The 15,086-nt window shown below is 52.5% G+C and carries 10 protein-coding genes and 1 pseudogene; 9 read left to right on the top strand and 2 right to left on the bottom strand.

Translation table 11 applies throughout. From position 1 onward, the window contains the following. Window positions 1-251 precede the first annotated feature (251 nt). The 4 genes from VMX96_08850 to VMX96_08835 all read left to right on the top strand — a co-directional run bounded on the left by VMX96_08850 (window position 252) and on the right by VMX96_08835 (window position 5,083). Window positions 252-695, top strand: a complete 444-nt coding sequence (locus VMX96_08850) for a MarR family transcriptional regulator (GenBank protein HUU64003.1) — start codon at window positions 252-254, stop codon at window positions 693-695. A 64-nt stretch (window positions 696-759) separates the two neighbouring features. Further along, entirely contained in the window at window positions 760-2,625 is a 1,866-nt protein-coding gene (locus tag VMX96_08845; GenBank protein HUU64002.1) for an aldehyde ferredoxin oxidoreductase family protein, read from the top strand. A gap of 15 nt (window positions 2,626-2,640) precedes the next feature. Then, complete coding sequence (locus VMX96_08840; protein ID HUU64001.1) at window positions 2,641-3,858, top strand: CoA transferase; 1,218 nt, start codon at window positions 2,641-2,643, stop codon at window positions 3,856-3,858. 13 nt (window positions 3,859-3,871) lie between these two features. Continuing rightward, window positions 3,872-5,083, top strand: coding sequence for a CoA transferase (locus VMX96_08835; protein HUU64000.1), 1,212 nt, complete (start codon window positions 3,872-3,874; stop codon window positions 5,081-5,083). A 69-nt stretch (window positions 5,084-5,152) separates the two neighbouring features. Here VMX96_08835 and VMX96_08830 read toward each other — a convergent pair whose 3' ends face one another. Together VMX96_08830 and VMX96_08825 are read right to left on the bottom strand one after the other, a co-directional pair. Continuing rightward, window positions 5,153-6,082 (bottom strand): glycyl-radical enzyme activating protein, encoded by a 930-nt coding sequence (locus VMX96_08830; GenBank protein HUU63999.1) that lies wholly within the window; start codon window positions 6,080-6,082, stop codon window positions 5,153-5,155. A gap of 95 nt (window positions 6,083-6,177) precedes the next feature. Further along, window positions 6,178-8,727: a pyruvate formate lyase family protein gene (locus tag VMX96_08825; GenBank protein HUU63998.1), complete on the bottom strand. Its 2,550-nt coding sequence runs from the start codon at window positions 8,725-8,727 to the stop codon at window positions 6,178-6,180. Window positions 8,728-9,362: 635 nt separating this feature from the next. Here VMX96_08825 and VMX96_08820 point away from each other — a divergent pair. The 5 genes and pseudogenes from VMX96_08820 to VMX96_08800 all read left to right on the top strand — a co-directional run. After that, window positions 9,363-10,355 carry a PAS domain S-box protein gene (locus VMX96_08820; GenBank protein ID HUU63997.1) on the top strand — a complete coding sequence of 331 codons (993 nt, stop codon included), beginning with the start codon at window positions 9,363-9,365 and terminating at the stop codon, window positions 10,353-10,355. Between the two features lie 226 nt (window positions 10,356-10,581). After that, window positions 10,582-11,673, top strand: coding sequence for a Zn-dependent alcohol dehydrogenase (locus VMX96_08815; GenBank protein HUU63996.1), 1,092 nt, complete (start codon window positions 10,582-10,584; stop codon window positions 11,671-11,673). A 42-nt stretch (window positions 11,674-11,715) separates the two neighbouring features. Further along, window positions 11,716-13,446, top strand: coding sequence for an NAD(P)/FAD-dependent oxidoreductase (locus VMX96_08810; GenBank protein HUU63995.1), 1,731 nt, complete (start codon window positions 11,716-11,718; stop codon window positions 13,444-13,446). A 36-nt stretch (window positions 13,447-13,482) separates the two neighbouring features. Continuing rightward, a pseudogene (locus VMX96_08805) lies at window positions 13,483-14,462 on the top strand (OB-fold domain-containing protein). 184 nt (window positions 14,463-14,646) lie between these two features. After that, window positions 14,647-15,086 (top strand): lipid-transfer protein (locus VMX96_08800; protein ID HUU63994.1); only part of this gene is annotated, 440 nt, incomplete at its 3' end.

Here is a 15,086-nt window from a genome sequence, read left to right as displayed (position 1 = left end):
TGGCATGGTAAACCTCCTGTTTTTTAGGTGAATCAAATAATGGAACAAAGCGTTCTATTTGTCAATAGGCATATAAGGGAAAGCGATGTATAGAATATCTAGCTCTATTTACTAATAGATCTAGACTCCCTTACTTCTGATTAAAGTGTCCCGTTCAAATCCATGATTCACACACCTCTTGACAATATTGTTAGGTTACCACACAATATTCCTACATTCTTGAGCTTCTTGTGTTACGGAGGGTATTGACAATGCGGGAACCATCAACGACTTTCCTTAGAGTGATAATAAATAGAATTGCAAGAATGGCAAAGTCTCCTTCATATTTTGGGACAGGAGACCTCTTGTACTTTTCCGAGGTCCAGATTATCGATGTTATGGGAAACAACCCGGAGATCAATATAACAGAGCTGTCCAATATTTTAGGAATTACAAAAGGAACCGCATCTCCGGTGGTTAACACACTTGCAGGAAGGGGTTACTTAAAGAAGCTACATGCCTCAGATGATAGTAGAGTAGTCCGCTTAAAATTGACAGAAAAGGGAGAGGTTGCACGGAATGGGCTTGAAAAGCAGGCTAAGGAATATGCATCTGAATATGCAAGGGAGTTCACAGCCGCGCAATGGGACACCTTCAATAATATAATTGCTAGGCTGGAGGTTTTTGTTGATAACAAGTTGAAGAAGGGCACTTAATTTTGGCTTTAATACGGTATTCCATATAAGAGAGTATATAAATATATCGTGAAAGGAGGATAGAATGGCAGGTTTCGAAGGCAGGATGCTGAACGTCAATTTGAGCAATGGCACCACTACCAAAAGTAAAATAGACAGGGATACTCTACGGAAATTTATAGGTGGCAGCGGACTTGCAGCTAAACTATTCTTTGACCGCGTATCCCCGGATGTTGATCCCCTATCCCCGGATAACGTGCTCTTTATGATGACAGGCCCACTGAGTGGTACAGGTTTGCCAGGAGGCTCACGGTTTTCGGTATGCTCGAAATCCCCGCTGACTAACATGTGGGGAGAGAGCTGTTGTGGTGGTGATTTTGCTGTGGAGTTGAGATCTGCAGGCTATGACGGCATTTCGATAGAGGGTGCCTCTAACAAACCAGTCTATTTATATATTGAAGATGACAAGATCGAGATCAATGATGCCTCTGATATTTGGGGCAGGGATAGCTATGAGATTACAGATCTCCTTATTGATAGGCATGGTGGAAAGAAGAAGGTTAAGGTGCTGGTAATCGGCCAGGCAGGCGAGAACCAGGTAAGGTATGCTGCTATCGCCAACAAGAAGCGGGATTTCGCTGCCCGCTGCGGCATGGGTGCCGTTATGGGCTCGAAGAAGCTTAAGGCTATCGTGGTGAGAGGTACCGGTAAGGTTGAGTTGGCTTCCCCGACGCAGTTTACCGACAGGCGAAAAGCGGTAATTACCAAGGTTAAGGAGCATATTGCGACACAGGTACTAAGCGCTCAGGGCACCAACGCCGGCATGGATTACGGCATGATAACGGGTGATGTGCCGGCTAAGAACTGGGTTGTCGGTGATAATACTGCAGTGGCTTCGCAAATTGGCGGTGGTATATTGAGCGGGGATAAATTCCTAACTGGAACCGAGGCCTGCTACGGCTGCATGATTGCATGTAAGAGAGTAGTCCACATTACCGAAGGTCCGTACAAAGGAATGGCAGGAGCAGGCCCCGAATATGAAGGTGCGGCCAGTCTGGGCAGCCTGCTCATGATCGGAGATATGGCAGCAGTCATTAAGATGAACGAAGCCTGCAATAAATATGGGCTTGATGTTATCTCCTGTGGAGCCACCATAGCCATGGCGATGGACTGCTTTGAGCATGGAATTATTAGTGCAAAGGACACAGACGGTATAGCACTGAAATGGGGAGATGCCGACGCCGTTCTAAAGATGATAGAAAAGATTGCCCATCGCGATGGTTTCGGGGATGTGCTGGCCGAGGGTAGTAAGCGTGCTGCTCAGATAATAGGCAAGAATGCCTCTAACTATGCGGTGGAGGTCAAGGGGCTTGAGGTTCCCATGCATGATCCCCGTGCTAGTCATGCTCTCGGCCTAGCCTATGCCACAGGAGTACGTGGAGCTTGCCACACCAGTGATTATGCCTACAGCATGACAGTGGGCATCGTGAATTGGCCGGAGATAGGCTTAGATCCCGGTGTCATTGCAAAGGAAAGCGAGGGTATGGGCAGGATAATAAAGACCTCGCAGGATTTGGGGCAGATTGCCAATTCTGCAGTGATCTGTTATATAATCATCCCTGTAACAAATGCGGAGGATCTGGTCGACTTGATGAGATCAGCCAGTGGATTTGACTATGACCTCAACGAGCTAATGGAATGTGGTGAGAGGATCTGGAATTTAAAGAGAGGTATCAGTAACCTGATGGGTATAACGTCAGCAGATGATCGGCTGCCCAGGCAAATCCTGACACCAACCTCAGAGGGTGGTGCCGTGGGTTCCGTGCCTGACCTGGAGCTTATGCTCAAGGAGTACTATCCTGCTAGAGGTCTCCAGGCCGATGGTCGCCCATCAAAACAGAAACTAATAAGTCTGGGTCTCCATGAACTCGCAGGTAAGCTTTATACATAAGTAAGAGGTGCTATTGTGGCGGAGCAAAAAGAAGGTGCTTTGAGTGTATACCGCATCCTGGATCTTGCTGATAGTAAGGGCGCTTACTGTACGAAGTTGCTTGCGGATTTGGGCGCCGATGTCATAAAGATTGAGCCACCCCAAGGGGACTCCACCCGGAGCATCCCACCGTTTGTGGATGATATACCGCATCTGGAGAAGAGCCTCTATTTCCTTTATCGGCACGCCAACAAGCGGGGGATAACCTTGGACCTGGAGACTTCCGAGGGTAAGGCTATTTTCAAGAAGCTGGTCAAGACAGCGGATGTTATAGTGGAAACCTATCCTCCTGGCTATATGGCAAGCCTAAGCCTTGACTACCCAGTGCTCAAGGAGATAAACCTTGGCCTTATCATGGCCAGCATCACCGAGTTTGGTCAAACCGGCCCCTATAAGGATTGGAAAGGCTCTGATATCGTCGACTTCGCCATGAGCGGCGTCATGATCAGCAGTGGTTTCTCTGGAAAGGTACCATGTAACTTACCAGGGACACCGGCCTATGATGCGACTTCCCTGCTTGCTGCCATATCTATACTCGTTGCCCTCTATCATCGCGGCACCACAGGGAAGGGACAGTATATTGACGCAGCAGTGCACGAAAGCTCACGTATAGGTCTTTTCCCCTGGCTAGTGCCAATCTATTCTCATGCCCTGACTGACGAGAGAATAACAGTAGTGACTGATGTACGACTTGGAGACGCCATTTACCCCGTATACCCCTGTAAAGACGGCTATATTCGGGTGCTCGCCATAACCCCAGGGCAGTGGAATGCCCTAGTTCGGGTGCTTGGTGACCCTGAGGTGCTGCGTTTACCGGAATGGAAGGATTTTATCTACCGAGTTGGCAACGCTGAGGATCTTTACACTCTTATGGTTGAGTTCACTCCCAACTATACCATGTTTGAGCTCTTTGAAGCGGGGCATAGGGAGGGTGTTCCCATTATTCCTATTCACGATATAGCAGGTTTCGTCAATAACCCCCATACTAAGGCAAGAGAATTCTTTGTCGAGGTCAACCATCCTGTGATAGGTAAGGCTCTCTACCCGGGACCGCCATATAAATGGACGGAGACGCCCGCCAGCACAAGGCGCTCTGCCCCATGCCTTGGTGAACACAATGAAGAGATCTATTGCAGGGAGCTGGGATTTTCAAAAGGTGATCTGTCAGTCCTTAGGCGGGCTGGTGTTGTGTAGGAAGGAGGTTAAAATGCCAGGATTCCCTCTGGAAGGAATAAGGGTCATAAGCTTTGGTACTGGCGCTGTAATCCCTGACTTCGGCAAGATTTTGGGGGAGTTTGGGGCTGACGTCATTAAGATAGAGTCAAGGGGGAACCCCGATTTCGCGAGAACTCTGGGGCAAACTCTCGATAGTAGTGCCGGGTTTAATGAATCGAATCGCAGTAAGCGGAGCTTGGGGATAAACCTGAAGACGGAGAAGGGAAGGGAGGTCGTTAAGCGGCTCATAAAGATGAGTGATATCATAGGGGAGAACTTCCGTGGCGGTGTTATGAAGGGCTTTGGATTGGACTATGAGGGTGTGAATCAGATCAAACCTGATATCATCTATATTAGCAGCCAGGGTTTTGGTGGTGGAGGACCCTACAGCGACTACGAGGCCTATGGTCCGATGCTCTCCGCTTTCTCTGGTATGCTCTCTCTCTGGGCGCACCCTGATGACCCCTATCCTGTAGGTTCCAACGCAGCCCTGCCTGACCATATGTGCAGTAAGCTGGCTGTTGTAGCTGTCCTGGCTGCTCTTGATTATAGGCGCCGAACTGGCAAGGGACAGTTCATCGATATGGCTCAGATAGAGGTGGCAGCCACCCTCATCGGCGAAGTCTATCTGGACTATACCATAAATAAACGGGTTGAAAAGCCGATGGGGAATCGGAACCCTTACGCTGCCCCTCACGGCTGCTACCGCTGTAAGGGTGAAGATGAGTGGTGTGCCATAAGTGTGTTCACTGATGATGAGTGGCAGAGATTCTGCGATGTCCTCGGCAATCCTGGCTGGACTAAGGATCCTAAATTCACTGATATCCTGGGACGATTGATAAACGTAGACGAGCTGGACAGGTTGGTGGAGGAATGGACCGCTAATCGCGATGCCCAAGAGGTAATGGAAACCTTGCAAGGTGTAGGGATAGCCGCTGGGGTGGCCCAGAAAGCCCCTTATACTATTGAGGATCCACAGCTCAAATGGCGAGGAGCAATCATAGAAATAGAACACCCTATAGTGGGGAAAAAAATTTACCCAGGCATACCTTTCAAGTTCTCCGAGATGCCACTTCCCCCGAGCTCGCCAGCTCCCCTCCTCGGCCAGCATACAGATGAGATATGCCGCGAGATTCTGAAAATGTCTGAAGAGGAGATAAAGAGGCTGAAGGAGGAAGGCGTCCTGGAATCCCCATCCATTTAGCAAGAAGGGGATGCATTCAGGTAACAGGTGGTTGATTTTATCGAGAAATTGGAAAAGGGCAATTTCCCTCTACCTACCCACATCTACCCTCAGACCGTGGGACTCGGCGAGTTTCTTGAGATCCGCTATACGCTCTTCAGTTTGCAGAGGAATCCCCTTATACGGATATTCTCTGCCTAGGGCATTATACTTCGTCTCGGCAAATTTGTGATATGGAAGAAGCGATAGCTTCTCCACCGACGGTACTTCGGCGAGGACAAACCGGCATAGCTCCTCCATCTCCTCATCGGTGTCGTTAAACCGGGGGATAACCGGATACCTAACCCATATCCTGATCGCCGCCTTCCCCACCGTCTTTCGCAGGTTATCCAGGATCCGCTCATTCGGCACCCCGGTGGCTTCCCGGTGTCTTGCCGAGTCCAGATGCTTAACATCGTAGAGCACCAGGTCAGTATGGTTAAGCACCTCATCCAGCACTTCCCAGTCAGCATAACCAGAAGTATCCAGGGTGGTATGAAACCCCTTTTTCTTAGCTTCCTGTAGCAGTTTCAAGGCGAACTGCCATTGCACCAGAGGTTCGCCCCCGGAGAGGGTCATCCCACCGCCAGTGCGCCGATAATAGCTGGCGTCCCTGCCCACCGTGTCTATCACCTCGGCAACAGTCATGTATCTCCCCACGGCCTCTATCGCTCCCGAGGGGCATACCTCGGCACATTTCATGCAGTAGTTGCACTTCTCCCACTGGATAATCCGGTTGTCCTCAACGACGGTGATTGCCTGCTGGGGGCAGGCTTCGACGCACTTGCCGCACCTGATGCACTTAATGTCCCGGGTGATTATCTCGGATGACAGCCTCATCGACTCCGGGTTGCTACACCACTCGCAGCGGAGGGGGCAACCCTTGAGGAATATCGTAGTTCTTATTCCAGGCCCATCATGAATGGAAAAACGCTGGACATTGAATACCACACCCCTGTCTTCAGCGCTCTTATCCAGCATGAGTTTATTCGCTTTCCAATTTCTTATAATTATAGCGTGGGGACTTCACCTCCACGCTATAATCGCAGTATCCGGGCTTCATTCCTCAGGATGCACTAACAACCCAGGGATTGCTCTGTCCTGACGATGATGCTGTCCTGGGTCTCCTTGGATAGATCGATCCAGAAGGCGCTGTAACCGGCAACCCTCACCTGGAGATCGGTGTACTTCTCTGGATGCTCCTGGGCATCCCGCAGAGTCCCGCTATCCCACACATTGAACTGGACATGTGGGATGGTCCCCTTCTCATGCCATTCTCTAATATATTCGGCGAACAACTTCTTATTCTCCCCCTCGACTAACTGGGGCATGAACCTCTGGTTGAGGAGCTGGCTGTGCATGTAGGGTATCTTGCCAACTGAGTTAAGGACCGCTGTGGGACCATTCTTGTCGGCCCCTGCCATGGGCGATACGGTGCCGTCAGCCAAGGCGGTTCCGGCCAGCCTGCCATCGGGGGTGGCTCCGCACATAAGGCCTGTCGATTGGAAGGCCGCTGCCGTACTGCCATCAATGGTGACGGGCCAACCCCAGGCATCCTTGACCTGCCTGAGCGTGCCATGTGTCCGTGTCAAGGTCTTCACCGCCCACTCATCAGCATAGTCATCGTCGTTGCCATACTTGGGGGCGTTCAGGAAATCCTGGCGCATCTCCTCATAGCCTTCCCAGTTTGCCCTCAGCGCCTCGATCAGCTCATCCATGGTGTACTTCCCATCATCAAAGACCAGCTTCTGAATGGCCGACAGGGAGTCAGCCACGTTGATCCCTCCTAAAAAGACCATAAATGGCCAGGTATCGTGCTCCTTGTGAAGCTTGGTCAGGTCGACTCCCCTCTCCACGGCCTCATCCAGGAGGAAGGAGTTGCACGGGTCAGGGCTGTACTCTATGACTATCTGCTGCCCCAGGTTCCAGGAGTGCACCCCTATATCAATATAGAACAACAGCCGCTCACAGAAGGCATCCAGTAGCTCATCGGCAGATGTCATCTGCCGCGGGTCCTTGAGTTCAGGCTTGCCGGGTACATCAGGGGTTTCGAACAATCCCAGGACCTCTGACAGCAGCTTGACAGCGAATATGGCCCCCATAGTGGCAATACCCGATGCAGTTACCGCCCTGCCGCGGATGTGGGGGTTGACGCAGCACCCTAACTGCACCTTCTTGGCATCCTCAGTAGACCAGCCCCTGGTATAGCACCACTTCTCCAGCATGTCCTGACTGTGCAACGAGGGCTGACCCGAGCCCGTCCGGATAAGGTCAAGGGCCCTTTCCATTACATCGGGCGAGATATCGCGGTGGTAGAGCAGGCAAATAGGGGGCTGATTGATGTGGAGGTTGGCCAGCGCTTCCAGGGCGATGCAGCTTAAATCGTTGGATGCATCCTTGCCGTTTTCATCAGATCCGCAGATGTTAGGCGCCCAGCCTACATCGAAGCCGGAGGTGGCACTGAAGATCGGAGGCCACTCCGGGGGGGACCCTATGTCCTGAGCCTTGATCCACAGACACTCCACCAGTTCCAGCGCCTTCTCCCTGGTGATACGTCCCGCCTTCATGTCGGCTTCGTAGTATGGCCACCATACCCGGTCAATCCTGACCCCGCATCCATTCCCGCATATCGTCATGAAGTGCCCCACGATCTCGATTATCCACATGAATTGAAGGGCTTCGTGGAAGGTTCGTGGCGGGTTTGCCGGGACCCAGTCCAGGATGTCGGCCAGCTCCTCCAGCTCCTCCTTGCGGGCCCCGTCTTTCTCTGCCTTGGCCTGCTCTCTGGCCAGCTCGGCGTGTCTCCGGGCATAGCGGATTATGGCCCTGCCGCATATAGCCATGGCTTGCCACTCATGCTTCCTCTCCAGGTACTCCGCAGGGTCCATCTCCGCTATTCTATCTTCCAGCTCCTTCAGCTTGGCCTCCACCTTGTCAATCCTCGCCTGCAGCCCTTCGTTGTAGAGCGTCTCATAGTCGTACCCGGGTAGGGCGCGGCTCTCCTCCCAGGTCTGGGGGCAAACGCTAGTGGCAGTCGGATCGCTACTTACTATCGGCTTCAAGAAGCTGGGCATCTCTTCATATATCCGATCCCGCACGCACCTTCCCTTCCAGTACTCGCAGATGTCCTCGATGATCTCCTTCTTCTCCTCCTCGGTCACCATCTCGGAGAAACCGCCGGTGGTAACCGCCTCAGGCATAAACCACACACTGGCTTCGGGGTACCATCTTATCTCGTCCGGCGCCCCGTTGGCGTCGCCCACAATAAGCTCACCGGGCTTGATGAAGATGGGCATCTCCTCACACATCATCTCCACCGCCCTCGCCCTGCGGACGGCCCACGGCTGCCCCTCCGTCTCCCTGTAGGCCCGGGTCACCAGCCTCGCCCTGTCCATGTCAACCTTGATTTTCTGCCCTTCGCGGAAACTGCACTTACCTATCCCGGCAGCTACGTTTATCCACTCCTTGGTCACCGCCGCTTTCCAGAATAAGGCGTCCCTGAGCCCGGCGGTGCGGCGTGTGGAGCCATAACCCCACTCATAGGGCACACTCTTGGTTACCCTGTCCTCGAAGGAAATACTGCCTGGCTTCGGTATCTCTGCTCTTACCTTCAGTTTCTGTGCCATTGCCTCATGCCTCCCTTTCTATAGCCGGGACTGTATATACTGTATATATTAATTATAACATGTAACATGCGGTTAACTGCGTTCACGGTATCTGCCCTGTCCTTTGTCTTCGACGAAGTCTTTATCACCATTATCCGCTGCCCTTGTAAGAGATTTCAACGGTATATCGATATAGGACAAGGTATATTGTAATCGGAAATCTTACACACAGTGCTGGATACAAAGAGGGATTAGTCCCTAGACGGCTGGCGAGTTTTTACGACAATCGATGCCCTCGCTGAAACTTTTATCAGAGTTTTCTATCCCTTCTTATAGAAGCTTTCAATGGCATATTCCAGTAATGAATCTGATTGTAGAATATGCCTTTTACATTACTTTGGTCAATGACTTTTATCTCACTGATCGTGCTGGGTAGCTTGATAGATAAGACAAATTCGTACTGAAGAAAGGGCAGCATAGACTATGAAGGCAGCTGCATAAAATGACACTAGCACCCCAATGCGAGTAAAGGGTGTTGCCCGCTACTGTTGGTAAAGTCATTGTTATTAGATATGGGTAATTACAGGCATCTGGTAGTACTTGACAATCAAGTCAGTAATACCTAGTATTAGTGTACAGTATCAGGCGGCACTGTTATGATGTTTGGGCAACGACTAAGGGAACTGAGGAAAGCCAAAGGCTTGACTCAAGAAGAACTGGCACAAAAGACAGCCATTAGCTCCACATACGTAAGTAAGCTTGAAACTGGCGTCATACCCTCACCGAGGCAGAAGATCATCTTGGCCTTAGCCAAGGTGCTTGATGTAAACAAGGCGGACACGGATGAGCTGTTTGGTCTTGCTAAAAAGATGCCGTCCGACCTGCTAGCACATGTAGATACTGGAATGATAAAGATGATACGATCCCGCAGGAATGGGGAGGAGACACCTGCACACGAATCATCAACATTGCAGCGGCGAATTGCTGAATCAGAAGCATCGGATAACCAAGGCACACGGCTTAAGGAGCAGCTGCCTAGGAGACAGGAAGACTTCTTTCGAGCAATTGTGGAGAATTCTCCTGATGGAATTGTGATCTTAGGCAGTGAGCTAGAGGTCTTGTACGAGAACCCGTCCATCTCTCGAATTCTGGGCTATGAATCGGGAGAATTTATCGGCAAGGATACGTTCGGGGTTATTCACCCAGAAGATATGCCCAGGGTAGCCAGCAGGCTCACTAAGATGATCCAGAATCGAGAGGACACAGGTAGTCATGCGCAATGCCATGTGATGCATAAGGACGGGACGTGGCGTGTAGTTGATGCGGTCGCTAACAACCTTCTTCACAACCCCACGGTCAAGGGCATCATTGTTGTAGTCCACAAGATCAGTAGGCACTCTTTGGACGGAAGAGCATGGGCTGAAGAGTTGGCGGCTTCGGCAGTGGCGAAGAAATACCGCCTGACGGAGAGTGAATACAGAGTACTCACCAGGGTCGCCGAGGGGAAGAGCAACCCCCAGATAGCGGAACAGCTGGTGATTAGCTCTTCCACTGTGAGGTTCCACGTCACCAGTATCCTCCGCAAGATGGGTGTCACCAGCCGTACCGAGGCAGCCGCCATCGCTATACGGCGCCACCTGATCGACTGATTGATTGGCGAAAAACTCGCCATCCGTCTAGGGACCAATCCATCTTTGTGTCCAGCACTGTGCGGCCGACTCCCAATTATAATATCTCTTGTTCCGTCATGGTAGCCTCATTGTCACCTTGTAGATACTTTTTAGATTTGTAACCGGGATGACAGTATAGGTAATTTGTTGCCAAGATAATATTAGTATAGCATATTCCATTGCTGTAGAAAGGATGGCACAAACTATGAAGGCAGCTGTATCATATGAGGTTAATACTCCTATGCGTGTAGAGGAGGTTACCCTTGATGACCCACAAGACAATGAAGTACTGGTGAAGCTCACCGCTGCTGGGACATGTCACAGCGACCTCCACTTCTTGAAAGGTGACATTCCCGTTTCCATGCCGGTCGTGATGGGACACGAGGGTGCTGGAGTTGTAGAGAAGGTGGGGCCCGGTGTAACGACGCTCCAACCCGGTGACCACGTGGTGCTCATGGTAGCGTTTTCATGCGGGAAATGCCACTACTGCGTTGTGGGTCGACCCACCCTTTGCGTAGAGAACCTGCCTATCCAGATCATGGGTACCCTGCCCGGGGGGGGAATACGTTTACACAAAGGCGATCAAGAACTGCACCATCTTTTTGGCCTGGCCTGCTTTGCTGAATATGCTGTAGTGCATGAGCGTTCAGCAGTGAGAGTTCGAAAGGATGCCCCCCTTGACGTGGTGTGCCTCTTGGGCTGTGGCACCAGCACCGGCATAGGTGCTGTTCTCAATACGGCAGGGGTAAAGGCTGGCGAAAGCATAGTTATCTATGGCTGTGGTGGCGTGGGGTTGAGTGCAGTTATGGCAGCTAAGCTGGCTGGAGCAGGGATGATCATAGCTGTTGATACATTGGAGCCAAAGCTGGAAATGGCCAAAGACCTCGGGGCCGACTACGTTGTCAATGCATCGCAGGAGAACCCCCAGCAGAAGGCTTTTGAGCTAACCGGTATAGGGGTAGATTACGCTGTCCCGTGCGTAGGTAGCGCGGATGCCATTATGCAGGCCTTCGGCTCCATTCATAGCGGAGGAAAGTGCGTCGTAGTTGGATTGCCCCCCATCAGCGTCACGCTCAATATCGCTCCCTTTGAACTTCTCCTGGGGAAGGTCCTTACCGGGACTACCCAGGGTGACGTAAGGGCGTCTGTTGATGTGCCACGATATGTTGATTTGTATATGGATGGCAAACTCCCCATTGATAAGCTGATCACCAAGAACTGCGACCTGGACGAAATCAATGAAGCCTATGGGAAACTTGAAAGGGGAGAGGTAGTACGCACCGTAATCAAGTTTTAGCACTAGCCTTCCAGCAAAGAAATATCTTCACAGGAGGTTATCATGCCCGATGAAACATTCGATGCAGTGATAGTTGGGGGAGGGAATAAGGCCCTATTCCTTGCCATGTACCTGACCAAGTATGCCGAGATGAGCGTCGGCGTATTCGAGCGGAGGCACGAGATTGGCGGCTGCCTGGCCACTGAGGAGAGCGCAGCCCCGGGTTTTCGTGTCAATACCCACGCCACAATGCAAATGCCGTTTTACTATCTGCCACTCTGGCGTGATTTCCCTGAATTCTGGGAATACGGTGCCAAGCTCGATCAGCATCTCAGTAACGCTGGTGGCATCTTCAGAAAGAATCAGACCTGCCTCACCATCTATAGTGATAAATACGATATGAGCCAGGAACGTACTGCCAAGGAGATTGCCCGGTTTTCGGAAAGGGATGCTGAGAAGTGGCTCAAACTCAGGAAACTATGGTTAGCGAAGGAGATGCAGCATGTGCAGATGGATTACATGTTTCGGCCCGCTGAGGATAAAGCCGACCCCGGGGTGCTCGAGAGGCAAATAGCCGTCTATCCACAGCTGGTGGAGGTTGGAGCGGGGGTGGAGCCAGACCCGCTGGTCCTCATGTCTACCCATACCCGGAATGTGCAGGAATTATGGGAAAGTAAGGAGCTGCAGTACTGTAATCTGAGGTTCATTCTGGGATCGTCAATGGATGTCAACCAACCAGGGGCGGGCGCTTGGACGTTCGGTTTCTGCTCCGCAATGCCGAATATAAGTTTCTGCATTGGAGGAACTCACCAGGTAGCTCATGCTGCCCATAAGATTCTAGTCGCCAATGGGTGCAAGTTCTTCACCCACGCTGAGGTAGACAAGGTCATCATAGAAAATGGAACTGCCACAGGCATCCGCCTAGCTGACGGTACTGAAGTTGGGGCGAGAAAGTTGGTGGTAAGCACCTTGAACCCGCAGCAACTTTGCTTCGATTTGATAGGCAGAGAGTATATACCTGAGCGGATGGCGCGGCGTGTGGATCTTCTGGAAAGTGTTTTCGGCTGCTTGATGTGGTACTCCTTTGCCCTCCATGAGGCTCCAAAGTATGAAGCTGCCGCCTTTAACCCCGACATAAATGATTGCTTCTATCTTGGGCTGGCAGAGGATAACGACCCGATGCACGTAGCCCGAGAATGCTACTGGTCCAGGCTGGAGAAGTTTCCCCCACTGGAGGACTATTGCCCCACTGTTTGGAGCCATAGCCTGGTTGACCCCAGCTATGCGCCCGCGGGGAAACATATCGCCGGTCACGAGCAACTTGGTCCGCCCGCCTCTGCCCATACTGAGAGAGAGTGGCTGGAGATAAAGAAGCGGTATGCTGAAGAGCTGATGGGTATTTGGCACAAGCACGCCCCCAATATGACCTGGGATAACGTTATCGGCAGCGACTATAGCACCCCCTACGATCACCTCCGGATGAAGAACCTGGGGCCCGATGGGTGCATGACACTCCTCGACCGTGTCCCGCATCAAATGGAAGAAAAGAGGCCTCTCCCTGAGCTAGCAAACCACAGAACCCCCATACAGAATCTCTATGCTACCGGGGCCGCGTGGCATCTGGGGGCAAATTCGGGGTCGACAGAGTCCTACAACTGCTACAAGATTATCGCTAAGGACATGAATCTGGGCAAGCCCTGGGAGGAGCCAGGGAAGGAGGAGCCCGACTCTTTATATCAGATGTGGCTAACTATATTAAAAAGGCTGAAAGAGTCAGCCAAGGTGAAGCCATAGTAGGGAAGGTCCTTTACGGAGAGGGACGAAGAATACATGGAACTGAACGATCACGAGGAGGCACTTCGAGGCGAACATGTCCTCCAGTATCCGTACCGACGGGCGACGGGACCGATTCTCGGTCGCTTCTTCACCGAGATCCGCGATCACGGGCGGCTTTTGGGAGTGAAAACGGTTGCGGGCCAAGTCCTGTGCCCCCCGGTAGAAGTGGACCCGGACTCGCTGGAGGATCTGTCGGTGGACGATCTCGTGGAGGTGGGGCCAGCGGGTTGCGTCACGAGTTGGACCTGGCTGCACGAGCCCCGTCCGGGCAATCCGCTGGAGCGCCCCTTCGCCTGGGCGCTCATCAAGCTGGATGGCGCTGACTCGGCTCTTCTACACGCCGTAGACGCTGGCAGCGAGTCTGCCATGCGAACCGGGATGCGAGTCGTTCCCCGCTTCTGTGATGAGCGGCAAGGTGGCATACGCGATATTGCCTGCTTCGTGCCGGAGGAATGAGCATGGCTGAGGCACAAAAACCGGTCACATCCATCAAGACACCTATCGCGGTACACTACGACTACTCGATTGGGGTGGGGTCGAGCACGTTCATGCGCGCCATTCGGGAAGGACGAATTTTGGGGTCACGCTGCCCCGACACCGGTAAGGTCTACGTTCCCCCCCGACTCACGTCCGTCGATACCGCATCGCCCATGAGCGAGCTCGTCGAGCTCCCCGATCGGGGTGTGGTCTACACTTACTGTATCGTCAACATCAAGTTTTACGACCAGGTCCTAGAGATTCCATACGCTTACGCCTACATCGTTCTGGATGGCGCCGACAGCGCCATCATGCACCTGATCCAGGAATGCCCGGTTGAAGAGATGCGGCCCGGGATGAGGGTGGCGGCCGTATGGAAGGACCCTTCGGAGTGGACCGAGTCGCTGGAGAATATCCGATATTTCAAGCCGACAGGGGAAGCTGACCTACCGATCGGGACAATCATGGACGAGATCCGGAAGAAGTCATATGCGTGAGGTTGCTATTATAGCCTTCGGGCAGACGCCGAACCGGCGAAAAGAGCTGCATCGAAACGATGCCGAGATGGTGGCCCCAGTCGTGGCAGATGTACTAAAAGGGGTTGGTATATCTCGCAGTGACGTGGACTTTACCTGCTCCGGCTCCTCGGACTTTCTGGCAGGATATTCTTTCTCTTGGGTGATGGCCATCGACGCACTGGGTGCCTGGCCTCCGATCCAGGAATCCCATATCGAGGGCGAGGCGGCATGGGCCCTTTACGAGGCATGGGTGAAGATGCTCTGCCACGAGGAGATCGAGGTTTCCCTCGTCTACGGATTTGGCCGCCAGAGCATGAGCTCACCTCGTGAGGTAATGGTTCTGATGAACGATCCGTACCTGGAGACCCCCCTGTGGCCGGATACGATTTCCCAGGCCGCTCTACAAGCGCGGGCGCTCCTTGACGCCGGATTGTGTACGGAGCGCGACTTCGCCGATATTGCGGTGCGTAATCTGCGGCATGCGGAGAGCAATCCTCTGGCGCAACTCTCGGGTCGGCCGGATCCCGACGCGTTGCTGGAAGCACCGACGATCGCGTCGCCCCTGCGAAAGCACGACTGCCCGCCGATCACCGACGGAGCGTG

This window comes from Dehalococcoidia bacterium, assembly GCA_035528575.1.
Taxonomy (GTDB): Bacteria; Chloroflexota; Dehalococcoidia; order E44-bin15; family E44-bin15; genus DATKYK01.
The sequence above is the reverse complement of the archived record's forward strand: the minus strand, read 5'-3'. Positions and strand labels throughout refer to the sequence as shown.